At 42.0% G+C, this 22,875-nt stretch carries 14 protein-coding genes, 7 tRNA genes and 1 other RNA gene; 19 read left to right on the top strand and 3 right to left on the bottom strand.

Features of this window, described 5'->3' with window-relative positions; all coding sequences use genetic code 11:
• The first annotated feature begins 108 nt into the window (after positions 1 to 108).
• Together mutY and IRQ78_RS07575 are read left to right on the top strand one after the other, a co-directional pair.
• Entirely contained in the window at positions 109 to 1,185 is a 1,077-nt protein-coding gene (gene mutY / locus IRQ78_RS07580) for an A/G-specific adenine glycosylase (RefSeq protein ID WP_206004068.1), read from the top strand.
• Between the two features lie 15 nt (positions 1,186 to 1,200).
• Positions 1,201 to 1,473: an oxidative damage protection protein gene (locus tag IRQ78_RS07575; RefSeq protein ID WP_036970432.1), complete on the top strand. Its 273-nt coding sequence runs from the start codon at positions 1,201 to 1,203 to the stop codon at positions 1,471 to 1,473.
• 49 nt (positions 1,474 to 1,522) lie between these two features.
• Here IRQ78_RS07575 and IRQ78_RS07570 read toward each other — a convergent pair whose 3' ends face one another.
• On the bottom strand, positions 1,523 to 4,285 hold the full coding sequence (locus tag IRQ78_RS07570; protein WP_194441746.1) for an ATP-binding protein: 2,763 nt from the start codon (positions 4,283 to 4,285) through the stop codon (positions 1,523 to 1,525).
• Between the two features lie 259 nt (positions 4,286 to 4,544).
• Between IRQ78_RS07570 and IRQ78_RS07565 the strand changes: the two genes are divergently transcribed.
• The 11 genes from IRQ78_RS07565 (at position 4,545) to IRQ78_RS07515 (ending at position 12,469) form a co-directional block, all read left to right on the top strand.
• Positions 4,545 to 4,620: transfer RNA gene (locus IRQ78_RS07565), tRNA-Phe, on the top strand.
• 70 nt (positions 4,621 to 4,690) lie between these two features.
• A tRNA-Thr gene (locus IRQ78_RS07560) sits at positions 4,691 to 4,766 on the top strand.
• 113 nt (positions 4,767 to 4,879) lie between these two features.
• Positions 4,880 to 4,955, top strand: a tRNA-Phe gene (locus IRQ78_RS07555).
• 57 nt (positions 4,956 to 5,012) lie between these two features.
• Positions 5,013 to 5,088 (top strand) — tRNA-Thr (locus IRQ78_RS07550).
• 114 nt (positions 5,089 to 5,202) lie between these two features.
• Positions 5,203 to 5,278: transfer RNA gene (locus tag IRQ78_RS07545), tRNA-Phe, on the top strand.
• Positions 5,279 to 5,327: 49 nt separating this feature from the next.
• Positions 5,328 to 5,403 (top strand) — tRNA-Thr (locus IRQ78_RS07540).
• Positions 5,404 to 5,438: 35 nt separating this feature from the next.
• A tRNA-Phe gene (locus IRQ78_RS07535) sits at positions 5,439 to 5,514 on the top strand.
• Between the two features lie 417 nt (positions 5,515 to 5,931).
• A complete protein-coding gene (locus tag IRQ78_RS07530; protein WP_194441745.1) occupies positions 5,932 to 7,338 on the top strand; it encodes a TolC family protein in 1,407 nt (468 codons plus the stop codon).
• A gap of 2 nt (positions 7,339 to 7,340) precedes the next feature.
• Positions 7,341 to 8,639 (top strand): efflux RND transporter periplasmic adaptor subunit, encoded by a 1,299-nt coding sequence (locus IRQ78_RS07525; protein ID WP_194441744.1) that lies wholly within the window; start codon positions 7,341 to 7,343, stop codon positions 8,637 to 8,639.
• Positions 8,639 to 11,719 carry an efflux RND transporter permease subunit gene (locus tag IRQ78_RS07520; protein ID WP_054551313.1) on the top strand — a complete coding sequence of 1,027 codons (3,081 nt, stop codon included), beginning with the start codon at positions 8,639 to 8,641 and terminating at the stop codon, positions 11,717 to 11,719. Before IRQ78_RS07525 ends, IRQ78_RS07520 begins: the two co-directional genes overlap by 1 nt.
• A gap of 303 nt (positions 11,720 to 12,022) precedes the next feature.
• Positions 12,023 to 12,469 carry a hypothetical protein gene (locus IRQ78_RS07515; RefSeq protein ID WP_194441743.1) on the top strand — a complete coding sequence of 149 codons (447 nt, stop codon included), beginning with the start codon at positions 12,023 to 12,025 and terminating at the stop codon, positions 12,467 to 12,469.
• Between the two features lie 9 nt (positions 12,470 to 12,478).
• On the opposite strand, the gene ssrS is transcribed toward IRQ78_RS07515, so the two are convergent.
• Positions 12,479 to 12,662, bottom strand: a non-coding RNA gene (gene ssrS, locus IRQ78_RS07510) — 6S RNA.
• 194 nt (positions 12,663 to 12,856) lie between these two features.
• On the opposite strand from ssrS, the gene IRQ78_RS07505 reads away from it, so the two are divergent.
• The 5 genes from IRQ78_RS07505 (at position 12,857) to nagP (ending at position 18,632) form a co-directional block, all read left to right on the top strand.
• Positions 12,857 to 13,420, top strand: coding sequence for a UPF0149 family protein (locus IRQ78_RS07505; protein WP_054551315.1), 564 nt, complete (start codon positions 12,857 to 12,859; stop codon positions 13,418 to 13,420).
• Between the two features lie 20 nt (positions 13,421 to 13,440).
• Positions 13,441 to 14,766 (top strand): Xaa-Pro aminopeptidase, encoded by a 1,326-nt coding sequence (gene pepP / locus IRQ78_RS07500; RefSeq protein WP_194441742.1) that lies wholly within the window; start codon positions 13,441 to 13,443, stop codon positions 14,764 to 14,766.
• An 8-nt stretch (positions 14,767 to 14,774) separates the two neighbouring features.
• On the top strand, positions 14,775 to 15,956 hold the full coding sequence (gene ubiH, locus IRQ78_RS07495; protein WP_194441741.1) for a 2-octaprenyl-6-methoxyphenyl hydroxylase: 1,182 nt from the start codon (positions 14,775 to 14,777) through the stop codon (positions 15,954 to 15,956).
• Positions 15,953 to 17,119 carry an FAD-dependent monooxygenase gene (locus IRQ78_RS07490; RefSeq protein WP_188726910.1) on the top strand — a complete coding sequence of 389 codons (1,167 nt, stop codon included), beginning with the start codon at positions 15,953 to 15,955 and terminating at the stop codon, positions 17,117 to 17,119. Before ubiH ends, IRQ78_RS07490 begins: the two co-directional genes overlap by 4 nt.
• Before the next feature lie 208 nt (positions 17,120 to 17,327).
• Complete coding sequence (gene nagP / locus IRQ78_RS07485) at positions 17,328 to 18,632, top strand: N-acetylglucosamine MFS transporter NagP (RefSeq protein WP_194441740.1); 1,305 nt, start codon at positions 17,328 to 17,330, stop codon at positions 18,630 to 18,632.
• 1,020 nt (positions 18,633 to 19,652) lie between these two features.
• Here nagP and IRQ78_RS07480 read toward each other — a convergent pair.
• Positions 19,653 to 21,803, bottom strand: a complete 2,151-nt coding sequence (locus IRQ78_RS07480; protein ID WP_194441739.1) for a TonB-dependent receptor family protein — start codon at positions 21,801 to 21,803, stop codon at positions 19,653 to 19,655.
• A gap of 645 nt (positions 21,804 to 22,448) precedes the next feature.
• On the opposite strand from IRQ78_RS07480, the gene IRQ78_RS07475 reads away from it, so the two are divergent.
• The coding region (locus IRQ78_RS07475) for an IS110 family transposase (RefSeq protein WP_194441738.1) at positions 22,449 to 22,875 on the top strand (427 nt) is incomplete at its 3' end.

Raw genomic sequence — 22,875 nt, 5'->3', positions numbered from 1 at the left:
CAGCCATATGCTAGCTATTTAGGCAAAGTAGGGGCTGTTCGACTTGCTTGGCCTAACCAACTGCAATAGACTTGGCCGCAATGAGCTTCAGCAAGTAAAGATGTTATTTTGAATTTAAGCAATAAGGAGTCAACTTGGTTTGCAAACCAAGTGGTTGACTGGTACCACCTTCACGGCCGTAAAACTCTCCCTTGGCAGTTAAATAAAACCCCTTATAAGGTATGGATCTCTGAGGTCATGCTACAGCAGACTCAAGTGGTGACTGTTATTCCATACTTTGAAAAGTTTATGCAAAGCTTTCCTGACATTATTGCGCTTGCTAATGCCGATGAAGATCAGGTGTTACACCATTGGACTGGCCTTGGCTACTACGCCCGAGCGCGTAACTTACATAAAACTGCAAAAATAGTCCGTGATAACTACCAAGGTGAGTTTCCAACTACGCTTGAAGAAGTAATGGACTTGCCGGGTATTGGTCGTTCAACGGCAGGGGCTATCTTGTCTTTATCGCTTGGTCAACATCATCCAATTTTAGATGGCAATGTTAAACGAGTGCTAGCACGCTTTTTTATGGTTGAAGGCTGGTACGGAGTGAAAAAGGTCGAAAATCAACTTTGGTCATTATCATCGCAATTAACGCCTAAAGAGTCGGTTACTGAGTTTAATCAGGCAATGATGGATTTAGGTGCAAGCCTTTGTTCACGTAGTAAGTTTGACTGTGAGCCTTGTCCTTTGAATAGTAAATGCCTTGCTTTTAAAGAAGGTAAAGTAAAAGAGTTCCCGCATTCAAAGCCTAAAAAAGCTGTACCGAAAAAGTCATGCCATCAGCTCATTCTAGCCTGCGACAATAAAGTGCTTATGGAAAAGCGCCCAAGCTCAGGGATATGGGGTGGATTGTTTGGCTTTTTTGAGTTTAGCGAATTAACTGAGTTAGAAACATTTTTAGCCCAGCATGGTTTATCAAACAATACGCAAGCACTTGAAGCCTTTACCCATGTATTTTCGCATTTTGAGCTAACCATCAATCCACATGTTTTAACCTTGCCGAGCATTCCAGATCTCATTAATGAACGACAACTGGTTTGGTATCCGCTTGATGAGTCTGTTGAGGTTGGTCTTGCTGCACCAACGAAAAAGCTGGTTAAACAATTAAGCGCAATAGATTACAATAGCATCACGCAATAAGAGTAGAGAGCAATTATGGCACGTACAGTATTTTGTCAAAAGTTACAAAAAGAAGCTGAAGGCTTAGGCTTCCAACTATACCCAGGTGAGCTTGGTGAAAAGATTTTCAACAACATCAGTAAAGAAGCGTGGGGCCAATGGCAACACAAGCAAACAATGCTGATCAACGAAAAACACCTGAACATGATGGACCCAGAGCACCGTGCTTTTTTAGAAGAGCAAATGGTGGGTTTCTTATTTGAAGGTAAAGACGTAGAAATAGAAGGCTACCGTCCACCAGAAAAATAAGCGCATAATCAAAAGTAAAAAGGGCCGTAATGGCCCTTTTTGATCTGTATTATTCAGCTTCTTGTTCGGCTTTGTTAATTTGTTCTTTTAAGAACTGAGCCACCTTAGAGTATTCAATTTCGAAACTATCTCTAAGTGCAATTAATTCGTCGCTTGTAGGCTCGCCTTCTTTGCAGGTTTGTTCAAATCCAGCGGCAAGCTCAGCAACCTTCATTGCTCCTATGGTTTTCGAAATTGACTTTAGCTGATGGCAGGAAGTGATAATTTTATCTAAATCATATTCTATAACCCCAGCGTTTACCTCTTTACTGAGTTGATTACTCTGTTCTAAATACATCTTAAAGAAACGTAGCTTCTTCGCTTCATCATTGACATATTTACCTAGCACATCCATATCAATTGGTGTTGTAAGTTTTTTACTTTCTAATTTTGCAGCTTCTGGGTTTGCTTTATAAGCACATTTATGAAGTGTTCCTTCAAGCACATTTAGCTCAACAGGTTTTGTAATGTAATCGTTCATGCCTATGCTTAAACAACGCTCTTTTTCACCTTTAAGCGCATTAGCTGTTATAGCAATTACATAAGGCTGGGCGTTGATATCTTCAAGTTGCGATGCTTCATGGCGTATTTTTTCTACCATATCGTAACCAGACATTTTTGGCATGTGTAAATCAGTTAAAATAATAGAGTGCTTACCTTCACGCCATGCTTCTAAACCTTTCTCACCATTTTCAGCCATTTCAACACCATAGCCTAGTAGATGTAGCTGATCGGTCAGCACTTGCTGATTTAGCACGTTATCTTCAACAAGAAGTACTAACTTGTTTTCTTCACGAGCCTTATCAACACTTAGGTAGTCGTTAAATGATTTGGTAGAAGAAATTTGTTTAGGCTTATGTAATCCAGCTGCCACGAGAAGTGACATCATAAAGTTTGACTTACATAATGGTACTGCATTTAGATAAAAAATATTCTTATGATTTACGGCAGCTTCATCTAATCTACTTAAGACGATAACTTGCTGATTATTATCTTCTAAAGTGTAAAGTAAGCGACGTAAGATATAGTTAATATCTTCCATGGTTTCGATCCCATCAAGGATCCAAATCAGCTCTTTTCGGTCCTGCTCAACTTCAATCTGCTCATTATTTTGGGCGATAACTGGTGTTGCCCCCATAAATGATAAATAACGTGTCAGTAATTTTTTTCGACCGTCATGATTAGAGACCACAACAACTCTTTGATCTTTCATGACTTGTTTGTGAGCATAATCAACTTTACCTTGTGTACTAAAAGGTAATTCAACGACAAACTCACTGCCAATACCTAAGTCACTGGTTACAGAAATTGTACCCAACATTAGTTCGGTTAAGCTTTTACAAATCGATAAACCTAACCCTGTGCCACCGTATTCGCGGGTTATTGACCCTTCAGCTTGAATAAATGGATTAAATATTTCGCGAAGCTGCGCTTGCGTCATCCCTTTACCGTTATCTAATACACTAAAGCGTAATGTGTAGTGATCAGTGGTGTTTTGTGCAACCTCCACCGAAATTTTTACATGACCTTTTTGCTTGTCGTCTGTGCTAGTGAACTTAATTGCATTACTACATAGATTGTAAAGTACTTGGCGAACTCGTACTGTGTCGCCAATTAGGTTTGTTGGGATATCGGGCGCAATAGCGAGCTCTAGCTCAAGGTCACGCTTTTTGGCAACCGATGATAAAACACGGGCAACTTCTTCAATCGTGTCAGATACTGAAAAAGGAATGTTATCGATATTTAATTTACCCGCTTCGATTTTCGAGAAATCGAGAATGTCATCTAATATCCCTAATAACGAAAATGCAGAATCACGAATAATTGTACTTAGTCTATGTTGCGCCCCATCAAGCTCTGTTTGGCGAAGTAAATCAATTGTGCCAATAACACCGTTCATTGGGGTGCGAATCTCATGGCTCATGGTAGCCAAGAAAGTGGTTTTAGTTTCGTTTGCTTGTTCAGCTTTTAGAGTTGCTTGCTCAAGAGCGAGAGTACGATTTTGTACCTCTGTCTCTAGGCTGTTTTGTAATTTTTGCAAATCAGCTTGTGCTGCTTTGTTCTCGGTAATTGCTGATTCAACTTTTTTAAGTAATTGATTTACATGCTTTGCGACAGAGTCTAGGCCAAAGTCAAGGGTTTCAGTTACTTGCCCTTGGTAGTCCGCATTGTCAGTAATAGCTTTTAGCTCTTTATTTAACGATGAACTACTTTTACTAAAACGCTTATTGATAAAAATACTCAGCGCAACAGATAATATAATTAAAGCTAGAAGCGTTAAGCCAGCAAGACCGATTGAAAGCACAGAAGATTGTGTAATAGGCTGCTCAATAGGGTGTTGTTTCACAATTAACTCGCCAACAGGCTGGTCATTAAATTCAAGAACAGTATGTATTAGTGTTTTTTCAGCTAGTTGTTGATTGACTTTAGTGGGTTGAATAAGCTCTTTGTTGTTTGCATAAACTAAAGAAACATCACCGTTAAACTCGTATCTATATAAATAGTAATCAAAGCCAGTATTAAGAAGTAAGCTTAAATCCAGTACTTCTTTTACTTTATCTTGCCCTGGCATTGTTAAAGCACTAACAAGGGGGGCACGCAATTGATTTGAAACTTGAATGGCCGTTAAATTTGGCTGCAACTCTTTTACTGGTGCTTCATCATTAGTTGGATAAAACGAAAAAGCAACGACCGCTAACAGGGTGATGACGAGATTCGTAATTATAAAAAGCGGTAGTAAGCCTTTTACAGGTGAATTCGATTTACTTGGCATGGTTCTTATCCAACAATTTTACAGCTAGGTACATTTCCTTGATATTTAGACAATCCTACCATCTGTGAAGAAAAATTCATCACGTTTTTAACAGAGGTAACTCTTTTATGATGAGAGTCAATTTAAAAGCATAAAAGTTGTTGGTTAAATAAGCTAAAAACTATTGAAATCAGCAATCTTGATTGAAAACTGTGCAAACAGTTAGAATCCTCAAAAAAAAGTTGACTTGAGAAGGCAAAACCCGTTTAATACGCCGCACGCCCAGATAGCTCAGTCGGTAGAGCAGAGGATTGAAAATCCTCGTGTCGGTGGTTCGATTCCGCCTCTGGGCACCATTATTTAGTATATTGGTGTTTAACTTATGATTTAAACATCAATATCGTGCCAAGCACACAAATTTAGTGTGCCGACTTAGCTCAGTTGGTAGAGCAACTGACTTGTAATCAGTAGGTCATCCGTTCAACTCGGATAGTCGGCACCATTTATTTAATAGTTAGCATTTAGCTAATTGTTTTGCCCAGATAGCTCAGTCAGTAGAGCCATCGGGAGTTGCATTGAAAATCCTTGTGGATATTCTGCATAAAACTAAATTTTGCCCAGATAGCTCAGTCGGTAGAGCAGAGGATTGAAAATCCTCGTGTCGGTGGTTCGATTCCGCCTCTGGGCACCATTATTTGATAATCTCTTTTAAAGTGATTATAGTGCACAACGCACACGATTTTAGTGTGCCGACTTAGCTCAGTTGGTAGAGCAACTGACTTGTAATCAGTAGGTCATCCGTTCAACTCGGATAGTCGGCACCATTTATTTTAATAGTTAGCATTTAGCTAATTGTTTTGCCCAGATAGCTCAGTCGGTAGAGCCATCGGGAACTGCATTGAAAATCCTTGTGGATATTCTGCATAAAACTAAATTTTGCCCAGATAGCTCAGTCGGTAGAGCAGAGGATTGAAAATCCTCGTGTCGGTGGTTCGATTCCGCCTCTGGGCACCATTATTTATAATCACAACGTGATTAAGTGCATAGCACACAAATTCAGTGTGCCGACTTAGCTCAGTTGGTAGAGCAACTGACTTGTAATCAGTAGGTCATCCGTTCAACTCGGATAGTCGGCACCATTTATTTAAACATCAAGCATCTAGCTTTTTGTTATGCCCAGATAGCTCAGTCGGTAGAGCAGAGGATTGAAAATCCTCGTGTCGGTGGTTCGATTCCGCCTCTGGGCACCATTAATTTAAAGCCTCGCAATCGCGAGGCTTTTTTGTTTTTATCTCCTCCAAATCACGATTTTACTTCCCGTAGGCGTGAAATTTAAAGAGCTTTCAGCCGTCAGCTATCAGATTGAAAAGTTAGCGAGTTAGAAAGGGGAAAGAGTAAAGTTAGATTGTGCCCGCACATTACTATGGCTAAACCCGGTGCCGTAGGCGTGAAATTTATTTCGCGCGAATAAGAATAATAAGTACTTGTATAAAAGAAAAACTACATGGAAGATTTTCGATAGCTGATAGTTTGCAACTTACCTCCATTTTCCTACCGTTCATCGTCCCCAAATGTCAGGCAGTGTAATGTTATGTAAAGTCAGTTGAGCAAAACTTAACGTGGTGCTTGAATTACACTCATAAATAGATGTTTTTCAGGTTTTTAGAATGAATTGGCAATATAAGCCTAGTTTATTGGCTTTAAGTGTAATTTTGCTAAGTGCATGTGCGAGCCAGCCGACTCACAATGAACGAGTTGCTGAGCTTGAGACAGTACCAAGTGCATGGCAGCAACTCCCTTCTAGCGACAAAGCGCTTGCTGTTGAAGATAACTGGTTGCAGCAATTACACGACCCTCAAGTTTTTACTTTAGTTGAGCAAGCATTAGCCCATAACCAAGCGATTTTACAAGCGGGCTATGATGTCGCGATTAAAGAGCAGCAGCTTATTGCTGCTGGGGCTGATTTATGGCCAAGCCTTGATTTATCAACACGTGCCAGCCGTAGTAAAGATAACCGCCCTGTAAATTATAACAACGCCAGCTCAGCGTCATTAGAATTAAGCTACGAAGTTGATTTATGGGGGAAATTATCAGCTTCAGAACGACAAGCAAATCTTGAATACCTAGCTGAAAAAGCCACCTTTGCACAAAGCAAACAACAATTAGTCGCTGATGTGGTAGCGGGTTGGTTTGATGTTATTACGAATCACAAATTACTTGAGCTATATAAGCAGCGTGAGCAAAACGCTGAGAAAAATTTAGATATTATTGAGTCGGGTTATCGCCAAGGTTTAAATGAAGCGCTTGATGTTTACCTTGCTCGGAATGAGCTAAATACTGAGCGCTCAAACATTGCCGCGCAGCAAGCAACGTTAACTAAATCAATTCGTGATTTAGAGCGTTTAACAGGCCAATACCCAACTGGCGCGTTAAGCGTTAGTGCAGATTTACCTCTACTCGACAGTGCCATTCCACTTGGTTTACCTTCAGAGCTTATCACTCGCAAACCTGAGTTAATGGCAAGCTGGTATCAATTGCTTAGCACCGACGCTGGGCTTGCTTATGCGCATAAACAGCGTTTTCCGAGCTTAAATCTTTCTGCATCAATCAGTGATGGCACAGATAGAGTGAGCGACTTATTTTCGCCTTCAAGCTTAGCGTGGTCGCTGATTGGTAGTATTTCGATGCCGCTTTTTGAAGGTGGTCGCTTAAAAGCCAATGAAGAACAAGCAAGGTTAAACGTTAAGCGCCAAGAGCAGGCGTATCTTGCCACACTTTACGATGCCTTTAACGATGTTGAAACAGCCATCAGCCAAGAGCAAGCGCTTAAAGTACGCTACGAAAAAACCTTAGAAGCGCAAGAAAATGCCATTACCGCAGAGGCATTAGCGTTTGAACAATATCAAAGTGGTTTAGTTACCTACACCACGGTACTCGATGCACAAGACCGTTCGTTCAATGCGCAAAGTTCGGTAATCGAACTTAAAAACCAATTAATTATCAACAGAATCAACTTACATATTGCCCTTGGTGGTGATTTTAGTGAAGCAAACAGCGAAGTAGCAGAGCAATAATCATGAATAGCAAGACACGTAAAATTTTAATTCCATTGGTAGTGATCGTTGTGACGGTACTGCTTATCATGTTTATAAAAGGCAATCCGCCTCAAGCAAACCGCTTTTCTTCACCGCCAAAAGCAAAAGTGAATGTGGCTGTTAAAACCCTAACACCAGAAACTTATCAGGTGATGATTGATAGTTTTGGCACCGTAAAGCCACGCACGCAAAGTATGCTAGTCGCGCAGGCTTCAGGGCAAATTATCGAAATTAGTGAGCAATTTCGTGAAGGTGGCTTTTTCGAAAAAGGCGATGTGTTGTTGCAATTAGATGATAGAGATCACCGCGCCGAAGTAAAATCAGCACAAGCAGCTTTATTAACCGCTGAGCAAAGCCTACTTGAAGAGCAAGCTCGTGGTCGTCAAGCAATTACCGATTGGGAGCGCTTAGGAAAGGGTGAACAAGCAAGTAGCCTGGTACTGCGTAAGCCACAACTTGCAGCTGCCGAAGCAAGTGTATTGTCTGCCCAAGCGACGCTTGAAAAAGCGAAACTTGATTTAGAGCGTACAAAAATCACTGCTCCATACGCGGGGCGAGTTTTAAGCCGCAGCGTAGATTTAGGTCAGGTGGTGAGTAATAACATGGAACTTGCCAGTATTTATGCCATTGATCGTGTTGAAATTCGCTTACCGATCAAAAATAAAGATCTGCCGTTCATTAACTTACCAGAACAATTTCGTGATGGTGCTAAAAATAGTGCCGGTTCACTCGTTAAATTTAGCTCAGATCTTGTTGGTAAACAGCAATGGCAAGGTCAAGTTATTCGCACCGAAGGTGCCATTGATGAAAGCGCGCAGCAGCTTTATGTGGTTGCACAAATTAATGACCCTTACAAAGCCACTTCAGCTAATCAATACCCAATTAAAATTGGTCAGTACATCAAAGCGCAAATTACCGGCAAGGCGATTGAAAATGCCATTGTGATCCCAAACAGTGCTATTTATCAAGGCACCTATGTTTATGTTGAAGAGCAAGGTGTGTTGCGTCGCAAAAACATCTCACTGGCTTGGCAAAACGCGACTCAAGCTATGGTTGCCGAAGGCTTATCAGCAGGAGATCACTTAGTGATTACGCCGCTTGGTCAAGTTAGCTCAGGTACCCAAGTGACGGTAATGGGAAGCGAAGCGTATCAAGCTACACGTGGTAAAGCACAGCGTCCAAGCCGTGAAGAGCTTGAAAAGCAAGCAAAAGAGCAAGGTATTACCGTTGAAAAATTAATTGAACAACGCCGCGCTGCTCGTAAGCAAGGAGCGCAATAATGATAGCTTGGTTTACAAAGAATCATGTTGCAGCAAACTTATTGCTGATCAGCATTTTATTAGCGGGGCTATTTAGCGTATCGACGCAAATACCACTTGAAGTGTTCCCATCATTTGAAGCAGACCGCATTAGTGTAAGTGTGACCCTGCGTGGCTCAACACCTGAAGATGTTGAAAAAGGTGTCGCTATCCGTATTGAAGAAGCGGTGCAAGATCTCGAAGGCGTAAAGCGTATCACTAGCCGCTCATCAGAAGGTTCTGCCTCGGTATCAATTGAAGTTGATACCGGCTATGACCCACGGGAGTTATTAGCCGATATAAAAAGTCGGGTTGATGCCATTAATACTTTTCCGGTTGATGCCGAAAAACCAGTTGTGGCACTCGCGCAGCGCACTCGTGAAGTAATCGCGGTTACCGTGTCGAGTGAATACGGCGAAAAAGAAACTTTAGAATATGCCGAACATGTACGTGATGACTTATTACGCTTGCCAGAAATCACTCAGGTAGAGCTAAGTGGGGTGCGAGATTACGAAATTGCCATTGAAGTAAGCCAAGATACATTGCGCCAATACGATTTACGCTTATCGGACATTTCTTCAGCAATTAGTAATTCAAGTACCGATGTTTCTGCTGGTAACTTAAAAACGGAAGGGGGAGATGTACTCATTCGTTCTAAAGGCCAAGCCTATCGTAAAGATGAGTTTGCCCAAGTTGTGGTGAAGTACCAAGCTGATGGTACCATTATTCGCCTAGGTGATATTGCCCGTATTACCGATGACTTCGAAGAAACCCCAGTCCGTACTCGCTTCAATGGTAAGCAAGCGGCATTTATTGATGTGTATCGTATTGGTCCGCAAAGTGCGATTGAAGTTGCAGATGCGGTAAAAAATTACATTACCGAGCATCAAAGTCAGCTGCCTGAAGGGTTTGAGTTAAGCTTTTGGGATGACGACTCTGAAATCGTGAAAAGCCGTATTGCGACGCTAACAACCAATGCTATTCAGGGTGGCATTTTAGTTCTTGCATTACTTACCTTATTCTTGCGTCCTGCCATTGCGTTTTGGGTGTTTATTGGTATTCCTGTGTCATTCATGGGCGCGTTTTTAGCGATGCCAATTTTTGGTATTACGCTTAATGTAATGAGTTTATTTGGTTTTATTTTGGTACTTGGTATTGTTGTTGATGATGCCATTGTGACCGGTGAAAATGTCTACACCCACCTAAAAACAGCCGAAAGTGGTGAGCAAGCTGCTATACGTGGTACGCAAGAAGTTGCGACACCCGTTACCTTTGGTGTACTTACAACGGTTGCAGCATTTTTACCATTAGCCTTTATCGAAGGTAACCGTGGTGCCTTATTTGCGCAAATTCCTGTTGTCGTTATTCCGGTATTACTGTTCTCTTTAATTGAGTCTAAATTTGTTCTGCCGGCTCACTTAAAGTACTTAAAACTACGAAGTGAAAAAAGTAATCCGTCAAAACTGCAGCAGTTTCAGCAGCGTTTTGCCGATGGCTTTGAACACGCCATTATGAAGTACTATCAGCCGCTACTAAATGTTGCGCTAAAGAATAAATTAGCAACGGTCAGCTTGTTCGTAGGTATTTTCTTTATCATTTTGACCCTGATCACCAGCGGTTGGACGAAGTTTATATTCTTCCCGCGTATTCCAAGTGAAACCGTTCGCGCAGAGCTAACATTCCCTGCTGGAACACCGTTTGAAGTGACCAACAAATACATCATCGATATGTCAGATAAGGCCAAAGAGCTACAAGACAAGTATCGCGATGAAGATGGTCAAAGCGTGATTTTAAATATTTTGGCAACCACGGGTGGCCGTGGTGGTTCATCAAATACAGGTAGTGTGCGCTTTGAAATCACACCAGCCGAAAAACGTGAATCAGATATTGGCTCTCGAGAGCTCGCCAGTGAATGGCGTGACCTTATCGGTATTATACCGGGCGCAGAGAGTGTGACTTTCCGTGCTGAATTTGGTCGCAGTTCAGACCCTATTGATGTGCAGCTAAGTGGCAGCTCAATCGACACTCTTGAAGCTGTGGCAGAAAAAGTAAAAGAACGTTTAGCAACTTACCCAACAGTGTACGAAATTGCAGATAGCATGTCAGATGGTAAAGACGAGCTGCAAATTGAGCTAACAGAGCAAGGTTTGGCACTTGGTTTAAACCGTGTTGATGTATCGCAACAAGTGCGTAATTCGTTCTTTGGTGCGCAAGTTCAACGTATTCAACGTGGCCGTGATGATGTACGTGTTATGGTGCGTTTGCCAATTGAAGAGCGTCGCTCAGTTGCTGATTTAACTGATATTTTAATTAAAACCCCAACGGGTGGCACAGTGCCATTGTCGCATGTGGCGACCTTAGTACCGGGGCAAAGTCCATCGTCTATTTATCGTATTGATCGCTATCGTACGTTGAATGTGACAGCCGATGTTGAAAAATCAAATACCAATATGACGGTACTGCAAGCAGACTTAAAAACCTACTTAGATGAGCTAATGGTGCAATACCCAGGCGTTGATTACTCGCTCGAAGGTGAAGCCAAAGAGCAGCGTGAATCATTTGGTTCACTCGCTTGGGGTCTGGTGTTTGTATTCTTTATTATTTATGCGTTATTAGCGATACCGTTTAAATCATATATGCAGCCATTAATTGTGATGAGTGTTATTCCGTTTGGCATGATAGGTGCGGTAATGGGTCACTGGGTAATGGGCATGGAGTTAACCATTATGAGCCTACTTGGCATGCTTGCCTTGATAGGTGTTGTAGTGAATGACTCATTGGTATTGGTTGATTTTATTAATAAGAAGCGTGAAGAGGGCGGCGATTTACTTGAAACCGTTAAGCTTGCAGGTGCGGCACGTTTTCGCCCAGTAATGCTAACTAGTTTAACCACCTTTATTGGTTTAATGCCGCTGTTATTTGAAAAAGCAACGCAAGCGCAATTCCTTATTCCAATGGCCGTAAGCCTTGGCTTTGGGATCATCTTCGCAACGCTTATCACCTTACTATTAGTGCCAGTTAATTACCTATTAATGGAGCGCTTTCAGGGATTTTTTAAGTAGGGGTCGATAGGTTGAAAACATGTGTGTTGGGTAGAGTGAAATGAAGCCCAACACATAGGAGCTATCAGCTTTCAGAACAAAAAAGTTAGCGAGTTAGAAAGGGGAAAGAGTAAAGTTAGATTGTGCCAGCACATTGCTATGGCTAAACCCGGTGCCGTAGGCGTGAAATTTATTTCGCGCGGTATTTCTTAAATAACGGGTAAGTCGTAGGTCGGGCTTTAGCCCGTCAATTAAACGATTATGTGTCGTTATAAATGACGACATCTATATTATAGATATGAAATCGAGGCTAAGGCTGAAGTTGTGACTTTAGAGTTTAATAAAAAGTTGAATCTAAAAAATATTCAAAACCACTTAATCTTATTACTTCTTGGTTTGGTAGGGTTTTCGATTGCCATTTTGATGCCTTCAAAGGAGGCATTAGAAGTAAAACGGATTATAGTAATTGTTAGTTTTCCTTTGACGAGTTTATTTTTTGTTGTTTATTTGTTCAGGTTTTTAAGTTGGCCTAATACAATAGTCGTTCAAGAGTCATCACTTAAAATAGATAACAACATAATATCATTAGAAAATGTAAGTGATCTATATGTATCTAAATGCGGAGATTTTTTTAGCCTTTACATTGTAGATAAAAAAAGTAAAAAGGATTTTAAAGAAACTTATGTTACTGAGGCTAGTATTGAAGCTTTACGCCAATGTGAAAAGTTTGAGGAAGTCGCGGATAATGTTTTCTTGTTGAAAATAACTTAATAAGAGTTGGTGTTCCCCAAGTATGCGGTGCCCGGTGTCAGTCCTGAAACCTTGAGGTTTCAGGGCGGGGATCTGCGGTCTACCGTAGGCTTCTCGGTACATGCCGAGCTTGCACAATAGTAAACGAACAGAAACCCTAACATAAAATTTATCGGCTCAGGGACTTAACCAAGCTCCTGCACCCTAGGGAACACCTTCAGTATATAAGACAAGTTTCAATCCTTAAACCATAGAATAAAAAAAAGCGGATCGTTCGCGTAGTTTTTCCCCACCTTTAACTGCTTATTTACTTTTCAGATTGCTTTTTGACCTCAATCATACAATTAATTGGAGTTGCGATTTATCGAGTGGTAGCATGGCGTTACTTAGCCGAACAAAGAAAAAGTTATGAGCACGTTACCTGATTACCAACAAGCCCAATTGTTATTAGAAAAGAATGAAATTTTTGTCGCACCAGCAGAAGCCCATGGTGTGATCAGTGGTTTATTAGCCTGTGGCATCAATATCGAAGCCGACGAATACTTAGGTTTATTAAGCGATGTATTCAATGATGGCTTAGCCTTCAATAAAGATTTAAAAGCATTTTTTGCTGATGTGTACTCTCAGGTTGTTGCCAGCTTTAGCGATGAAGAATTTCAATTTGACCTATTCTTACCAAGCGACGACGAAACACTGATCGATTTAGCCAATGGCTTAGTATCTTGGGTATCGGGTTTTATGCTTGGTTTTGGTTTAAAACAAAAAGATTACGGCAAGTTATCTGCTGATGTGAAAGAAGTGATCAGCGATTTTAGTGAAATTACCCGCCTAGACACCATGTTTGAAGAGACCGAAGAAGACAGCCAAGCACTGCACGAAGTGATTGAGTATGTACGTGTTTCTGCGCTTTTATGTTTTGCTGAATTAGGCAAAGAGCCTGCAGATAAAAACCCTAAGAAGACCCTTCACTAATCAAATTACAGAGGTTTAGCATGTCGTCTATTGCAATCGATAAAGCTGAATTTAAAGCCCGCCGCGAGCGCTTGCTTGCGATGATGGATAAAAATAGCGTGGCTATTATTCCTGCGGCAGGAGAAGTAACACGTAGCCGTGATACTGAATATGCATTTCGTCAAGACAGTGACTTTTTTTACCTAACAGGGTTTAACGAACCAGATGCGGTTTTAGTGCTTTGCCCGTCGAGCGATACACCAAGTACCCTAATTTGCCGTAACAAAGATAAACTAGCTGAAATTTGGCATGGCCGTAGAATTGGCTTCGAAAAAGCTAAATCTGAGTACTTATTCGACGCAACTTGCCCACTTAGTGAACTAGATGAACAATTATTAGATTTGGTGAACGGCCAGCAGATTTTATTTTATGCACAAGGCACTTACGCAAATTTCGATGCAAAGGTTTGGGATTTATTAAGCACTCTTCGCGGCGCACCTAAAAAAGGCTATAAAGCCCCACATACTATTAAAGATATTCGTGGTTTAGTGCATGAAATGCGTTTGTTTAAATCTGACGCAGAATTAAACATTATGCGTACAGCGTGCGAAATTAGTGCACAAGGCCATATTCGCGCTATACAGTTTGCCAAACCTGGCGCAACTGAATACCAATTAGAAGCTGAGCTTCATCATCATTATGCAATGAATGGTGCTCGTCATCCTGCTTATGGCACGATTGTCGGCAGTGGCGATAACGCCAACATTTTGCACTACACACAAAATGATGCTGAGCTAAAAGATGGCGATTTAGTGTTAATTGACTCTGGCTGTGAACTTGAAGGTTATGCGGCAGATATCACACGTACTTTCCCAATCAATGGCAAGTTTAGCGAACCACAAGCGGCGCTTTACAATATTGTATTAGCAGCTCAAGAAGCAGCATTTAGCCAAGTAAAGCCGGGCGGTAGTTTATCGAAAGCGAATGAACTGGCCTCAACGGTATTAACACAAGGGCTTATTGATTTAGGCATTTTAACCGGTGAGCTTGATGAGCTAATGGCAAACCAAGCCTGCAAAGCGTTTTACATGCATGGCCTTGGTCACTGGCTTGGGTTAGATGTGCACGATGTTGGCGAATATAAGCTTGATGAAAAAGAGCGCGTATTTGAGCCGGGCATGGTGCTCACCATCGAGCCGGGTTTATATATTAGCGAAGATGCAAAAGCACCAGAGCAATATAAAGGCATCGGTATTCGTATTGAAGATAACTTACTTGTCACTGAAGATGGCCATGAAAACCTGACCATTTCGGTTCCAAAAACCATTAGTGACATTGAAGCAGTGATGCAAGCAAACAAAGGCTAGGAGCAAGCGTGGCAAAGCAGTTTGATGTTGTCATTATCGGCGGTGGAATGGCGGGTGCAAGTTGTGCACTGGGCCTAAAACAGAGCAATAAGCAGTTATCAATCGCTGTAATTGAAGCAAATGAAGTAAGCGCAGACTATCACCCAAGCTTTGATGATAGAAGCATTGCGCTGGCTCAGCAGTCTGTTCAGTACTTAAAATCAATCAATGCGTTTGATTGCCAAGCGCCATTTGCGGCAGCGATTAAAAAAGTCACTGTGTCTGATCGTGGTCATTTTGGTAAAACGCATATTGATTGCCAAGAATATGGTCATGATGCCCTTGGCTATGTGGTCGAAGTGAACCCATTTGGGCGCAGCCTTCATCAGCAACTTACGCGTACTGATGTTAGTTTGTTTTGCCCAGATACGGTTGCCAAGCTTGAATATCAAAGCGATTTTGCCAATATTACGTTGAACTCGGGCGAGCAGTTAAGCGCGAAGCTTGTGGTGATTGCCGATGGTGCTCATTCGCAAAGCCGTAAACTGGCTAATATTGAATTTAATACTCGCGCTTATCAGCAAGCGGCGATTATTGCTAACATCGAAGTGGCTGGTGGTCATCATCATCATGCTTTTGAGCGTTTTACTGAGCACGGCCCAATGGCGTTGTTGCCAATGAGTAATAACCGATACTCACTGGTGTGGTGCATGGAGCCTGAGCAAATTGAGCAAACTATGGCGCTTGAAGACGATGCCTTTTTAGCTGCGTTACAAAAAGCATTTGGTTACTGCGGCGGCGCATTTAGTAAAGTGGGTATGCGTGCAAGTTATCCGCTTGTGTATGGTAAAGCAGAATCACTGAGCAGCCACCGTACGGTATTAATTGGTAATGCAGGGCATGCTATTCACCCAATTGCAGGGCAGGGCTTTAATCTAGGCCTGCGTGATGTGCAACTACTGTGTGATATGGCAAATAGAAGCGATCTTGGTGATTACGCCTTTACCCGTTATTACAGCCAAACTCGCAGTAAAGATATTACGACCGTGATGACACTCACAGACAGCCTAGTGCGTTTGTTCTCAAACTCATCGCGATTGCTTGCGCTGGGTCGCAGCATTGGCCTTTTCTCAATGGATTTATTCTCCTCGTTAAAAACCCCGCTGGCAAAACAGTTTATGGGTCAGGTTAAGCAAGGTAAACGGATATGAAACAAGCACAAGTTTGTATTGTCGGTGGTGGCTGTGTGGGCCTTACGCTAGCACTTGGTTTAGCAAAAGCAGATATCAGCGTTGTGGTGATTGATGCGAGTAAAAATCAAACCTTACCGGGTGATGATTATGCACTTCGCGTGAGCGCATTGAGCTTGGCTAGTCAGGGTTTATTTGAGTCATTAAATGTATGGCCAGAGATCATTAAACAACGTGCTACACCCTATACGTCGATGGATGTACGTGATCAAGACAGCTTTGGCAAAATTCATTTTGATCATAACGATCTCGACTTACCGCAACTAGGTCATATCGTCGAAAACGACATTATTCGCTACGCTTTAATTGGCGAACTTGAAAAGCAAAGTAATGCTACTTTATTGTTCGAAACTCGCTATCAGCAAATTCATCAAACTGACTCTGATGTGTTTATTACTCTTGAAAGCGGCGAGCCTGTGATTGCTAAACTATTAGTGGCGGCTGATGGTGCTAACTCGGCTATTCGCAAGCAGTTCAACATGCCAATTACTTTTAAAGATTATGACCATCACGCCATTGTTGCCACGGTTAAAACCGCTGATGAGCATAACAACACGGCACGCCAAGTGTTTTTACCAACCGGGCCGCTGGCGTTTTTACCCTTGCCAGATAAACATACGCACTCAATTGTTTGGTCAACAAGCCCAGAGCATTGCGACACACTTTTAGCACTTGATGATAGCCACTTTAATAAAGCGGTTATGGCAGCACTCGATGGCCAATGTGGTTTATGTGAAGTGCAAAGCGAGCGCATGGCGTTTCCACTAAAGATGCGTTATGCCCAGCAGTGGGTGTCGGGCAAAGTGGTTTTAATGGGCGATGCAGCGCATACCATTCATCCATTAGCCGGTTTAGGCATGAACCTTGGCCTAAAAGACGCCGCTTATTTAATTGAGCTATTAAGTAATGAGCAAGGCGAGTTTGCAAGTGCACGCACGCTGCGTGATTATGAACGTACTCGTAAGCTTGATGCACAAAAACACATAGCTATGATGCAAGGCTTAAAAGAGCTATTTGCAGGCGCTAACCCATTGAAAAAACTTGTACGTGGTGTTGGTTTAAGCCTAGTTGATAACCTTGGCCCAATTAAACATTTGTTCGCAAAAGAAGCAATTGGTAAATAACACCTAACTAGTTGTTACTATTTAGTTTAAGCCGCAGCTAAGCAATTAGCCGCGGCTTTTTTGCACTTATATGAACGCAAAATGATAGCGCTGTCATTTTTGTTAGTGTATGATTAAATTTTTGTGATTGGTATGGAAATTAAACAGCTCTGTTGGGTTGTATACTAGTTTCCAACCAAATAAAAATAATTAAACTAAGAGAACAATTATGGAAGCAACGGTTGAGTGTGACAACAACACAAAACAAAGCATCTGGCTGCCAATGATATTGGCCGGCTCAATGTTTTTTATCTTAGGGTGTATAACGTGGCTTAATGGTGCAATTACACCATTTTTGCAGCAAATGCTTGAGCTTTCGCCGTTACAAGCTTCGTTTATCATCTCTTCTTTTTATATTGCGGTAACAGTTGCCGGTATCCCATCGGCTATGCTGATCAAGCGCGTTGGTTATAAGAATGGTATGGCGATTGGCTGTGCGATTATGGCTTTATCGGCGCTGATGTATATTCCCGCTGCGAAACTGCAAATGATCGAAATATTCTTGTTCGCACAATTAATGATAGGTGTTGGACAAACCGTACTACAAACCGCTGTTAACCCATACGTGGTTAAAATGGGCTCTGAGAAATCAGCCGCTGTGCGCGTATGTATCATGGGCTTATTAAACAAATTTGCGGGTGTTATTGTGCCTGTTATTTTTGCTGCTGTAGTTGTAAGCGGTGTTGTTGATGGCGCAGGTAAATTATCGCAAGAACAAAAAGACATGATGGCAAATAGCCTTATCATGCCTTATGTGTTGATTGCTGCTTTAATCATGTTATTTGCTGCCTTTGCTAAATTTGCACCATTGCCTGACTTAGTGTTTGATGAAGACGAAACATCAAACGGCAAAGGGGAAATTAAAGAAACCCTAGCACACCCTCACTTAGTTTTAGGTGTGGTGGGTATTGCTTTATATGTTGCTGTTGAAGTTATTGCCGCAGACACCATTGGCTCGTACGCTTTACAAATTGGCGTTGCTGACTACTCAGTTATGACCTCTTACACCATGGCGTGTATGTTGATTGGTTACGCGATTGGTATTTTGACTATTCCACGCTTTATGAGCCAACAAACGGCATTATTAATGTCGGGTATTGCCGGTATTATCACCGTGTTGTTAGTGGTACTTGGTAGCAATGACTCGTTCATTATTTCAAACCTATTATTAGTGCCATTTGGTGGCCCACAATTACCAGACCCATTGTTATGCATTGCATTATTAGGCTTTGCTAATGCCATGGTTTGGCCTGCAATCTGGCCACTGGCTTTAGCTGGCTTGGGTCGCTTAACAGGTACTGCATCTGGCTTACTGATCATGGGTATTGCTGGTGGTGCACTCGGCCCATTACTAATCGGTTTAGGGAACGTAGCAGGCCTAGGCGCACAAGGCGCTTACATTGTGATGATCCCAAGTTATGTATTCATTTTATTCTACGCCTTAAAAGGCCATAAGATGAGAAGCTGGAAATAACCCAGCAAACTAATTTTTCAAGTTAGGCAAAGCCGCGGTACGCCCATCACCGCGGCTTTTTTGTGGGTAAACTAAAGCTAACAGCTTTCAGCCGTCAGCTATCAGATTGAAAACAAAGTAGCTGAAATGCTCACCTGTAGGCGTGAAATTTATTTCGCGCGATGCTTATCTAAACCACAGAAGTAACACGTAGGTCGGGCTTTAGCCGTCAATGTTAGCGATTATGTGTCGCCATAAATGACGACTTACAGTGCTTGATTCATTAGCTCGTAGGTTGGCTAGAGCGGAGCTAAACCCAACTTTGGAGCAATCAGCTTTCAGCCGTCAGCTATCAGATTGAAAACAAAGGAGCTGAAATGCTCATCAGTAGGCGTGAAACTTATTTCGCGCGATGCTTATCTAAACCACAGAAGTAACACGTAGGTCGGGCTTTAGCCCGTCAATGTTAGCGATTATGTGTCGCCATAAATGACGACTTACAGTGCTTGATTCATTAGCTCGTAGGTTGGCTAGAGCGGAGCGAAACCCAGCGCTTGGAGCCATCAGCTTTCAGATTGAAAAGTTAGCGAGATAGGAGTTGTAGGTGGCGTTTTAACGCCGAATTCGTAGCAGCGCGTTTACCCCGCGTAATTTACTGTTTTTTGTGGTTCAATTTTTTGTACAAAGAGAAGACAATGAGAAAGACCATAAGATTTTGTTGCTTTTCCTCTAAAGCACAGCGCCTCTTATCCTCTTTGTGATTATTATTTTAAATTATGTTTTCTCTATGTAGCGCGAAGCGCCTCGGTGTACTCTGTGGTTCACTATTTTTTGCACAAAGAGAAGACAATGAGAAAAGAATGAGAAAGACCATAAGATTTTGTTGCTTTTCCTCTAAAGCGCAGCGTCTCTTATCCTCTTTGTGAGCATCCATTGAATTGCGTGATATAAAATCGCGACTACTAACTTGCTAACTAACACCCACAAAAAAGCCGTGGGATTTTCATCACACGGCTTTTGATATTTCGCTAAGTCGTTTTATTAGAACGAGTAGCTGTAACCTAGTTGTAGGGTACGTGGTTTACCTGGTTGAATACCGCCGTTTGCACGGTTTGCAACGTAGGTTTTGTCAAACAGGTTGTCTACTGTTAGGTATACTTTTTGTTTGTCGTCGATTAGGTATTTAGCTGCTAAATCCCATACAACGCGGCTGTCGATTGCATTGCGACCTGAGTCTGTTAAGTCTGCGTGTGCATCAGACACATAACGCATTTGCGTATCGAATACGAAGCTTGAGAACTCAGCACCCATCGAAAGCGCTAATTGGTTTTCAGGCACGTATGGCATTGCATCGCCTTTTTCTACGCTACCCCAAAGATCTGATTCAAACGCATTGTCGAACTCAGAATCCGTGTAAGTGTAAGTTAAGCGTACTGGGAATGAAGCTGCGTTTGTAGCAAACACTTTACCTGCGCTTAGCTCAAAACCAGACACAGATACTTCACCGTAGTTGTATTGGTCGCCAATATTGTCATCGCTACAACCTACAGCCGCAGTACAGTTACCGTGCATGTTTGTGTAGTCAGAGTTAAAGTAGATTACTTCACCTTGAATACCCGCGTAATCGTAACGACCACCTAGTTCAATGTTAACACTCTCTTCTTCTTCTTGATCCGCATTACCTGGGGCTGCTGGTGCGTAACCTTTTTGAATACCAGCAAGAAGCGTTAGGTTATCGCTTACAGTGTAAGTCGCACCTAGTGATGGTACTAAGATTTCAGTGTCGTTGCTGATATCTTTTGTTAAGCCATTTTCACGGTTTGGATCAGACTTAGCCCATTCAACACGTTTGATTGTGATGTCTTCGTAGCGAAGACCTGCGCTAATAACTAATGCATCAAGTGACCACTCATCTTGAATAAAAAGGGTAGTCGCTTCAGCGCTATCTAAACGGTTGCTGTTTGAACCTGGAACGCCTTTTTCTGTAAGCGTCATTGATAGGTCTTGGTTAAGCGTGTACTTGTCTTCCCATTGGAAACGATCCATTTCATCTTCGTGGTAACGTGCACCAACAGTGATGTAGTGGTTGCCCGCTGGGATATGGAATTCAGTTTGTAAGCCTTTCGCTTGGTAATCACGGTTATTCGCTTTTACGCCAACACCTTCAATACCTTCGCTCGTTGGGTTTGCTTCAAACTCGCTGTATTGCTCAAGGTTACTAGTGCCTACTTTGCTTGCTTTATACCAGTTACGGTGGAAGTCGTTCAGGTAAGCTGTAGCAAGTAGCTCGTAACCTTTACCAAAGCGGTATGCATAGTTGATTTGGTATGCATTGTGTTGTGTGTTCATTTCATCGTTTTGCGATGCTGCATAACGACGGTAAGGGTTTTCTTGGTAATCAGCGTCAGTAAGACCCATGTACGTTTCGTCAGAGCGCTCGTCTGAGTACTTTAATTTCATTTCTAGGCTGTGTGCTTCGTTATCACCAAAGTCAAAGCCAAACTTTAATAAGAAATCGTTCTTTTCGAAGCCTGTGTTGTCGCTACCTACTGGTAAATCTTTAAAGCCATCTGCACCGTAAGTGAATACTTCTACAAGGCCCGCAGCATTGTTTTTCTTTTTACCGAAGTAAGCATGACCTTTGTAGAAACCATCACTACCAAGTTCAGCGTTAAGTAAACCTTTAGAACCTTCAGTTGGTAGGCTACGAGAAACTAAGTTTAAAACACCGCCTGTTGTACGCGGGCCATACTTAACAGAAGCTGCACCTTTAAGTACTTCGATAGACTCCATACGACCCATAGTAGGGAAGTAGTAAGCAGAAGGCGCTGAGTAAGGTGCTGGTGCTACAAGTACACCATCTTCCATTACTGAGATTTTGTCGTTACGACCCGTACCCGTACCACGCATACCGATGTTAGGACGAAGGCCATAGCCGTCTTCTTCTTGTACATATACACCCGGTACAGCACTTAAAACACGTGAGATATCAGTATATTCAAACTTTTCTAGTTCTTGCTCATCAATAAAAGTAGCAGAGCCAGGAATATCGTTAATTGCAGATGCAGAGCCAATTACAGTGATTTGCTCGAAGTTTTTCTCTTCTTTAGTTACATCTTTTGCAAAAGCATTAGCGCTTAAAGATAAAGCGACCGCAGTCGAAAGCGTAGAAACAATAAACTTAGGTGTCATTGTGAGTCCTGTATATGTTTAGATATTTTTAACAGGCGCAATTAAAACATGTAAAAAAATGCGAATCAATCCTATTTGTAATAAAACAGGTCTGAACTGTAAGTTCATGAATTGAGGGGGTTATAAGGAATACAGTAGTATTGTATTACGATATTGAGTTTTGGTTTGGTGTTAAGTAAAACTTAATGAGTGAAGCTGTCAGCTCGTAGGTTGGTTAGAGCGGAGCGAAACCCAACTTTGGAGCAATCAGCTTTCAGATTGAAAAGTTAGCAAAAGTAAAGGGGAAAGTTTGCGAGATACGAGTGTAGGCGTTTTAACGTCGAAAAAATGGTGAGCGTGAAATTTATTTCGCGCGATGCTTATCTAAACCACAGAAGCAAGATGTAGGTCGGGCTTTAGCCCGTCAATGTTAGCGATTATGTGTCGCCATAAATGACGACCTACAGTGCTTGATTCATTAGCTCGTAGGTTGGTTAGAGCGGGGTGAAACTCAACGTTTGGAGCCATCAGCTTTCAGCCGTCAGCTATCAGATTGAAAAGTTAGCGAGATGCGAGGTGTAGGAGATGTATGGACTCCTCCCCCAAACAGGGTGAGTACGGTATAAAGAGATTGGACAATTACTTTTACCAATAAGGAATCCATACATGTCAAAATTTAACCTAATTAGCATCGACTTGGCAAAAAATGTTTTTCAAGTCGGTAAGTTTTTTCATCAAAAACTTCAAAGTAATAAAGCGGTGGGCAGAAAAGAGCTACTGACCATACTCACTACGTCACCTCGCTGTAAAGTTGTTATGGAATCGTGTGGTGGTGCTCATTATTGGGCACGCAAAGCACGTAGTGTTGGTCATGAAGTCGTGATTCTAGATCCTCGATTTGTCAAAGCATTTAGAGTTGGCCAGAAAACAGATGCAAATGATGTCATTGCAATAGCTGCGGCTTCTTTCTCACCCAATGTTCGCCCGTGTAAATCACTGACACAAGCACAACAAAGCTTACAGTCGATAGAGCGAATGCGTGCGTTAGCTGAAAAGCAGAAACGACAGCTGGCTAATCAAATCAGAGGCTTGT

Origin of the sequence: Pseudoalteromonas simplex, from assembly GCF_015278155.1 — a bacterium.
Classification (GTDB): Bacteria; Pseudomonadota; Gammaproteobacteria; order Enterobacterales; family Alteromonadaceae; genus Pseudoalteromonas; species Pseudoalteromonas simplex.
This window is presented reverse-complemented; position numbering and strand designations above follow the sequence as displayed.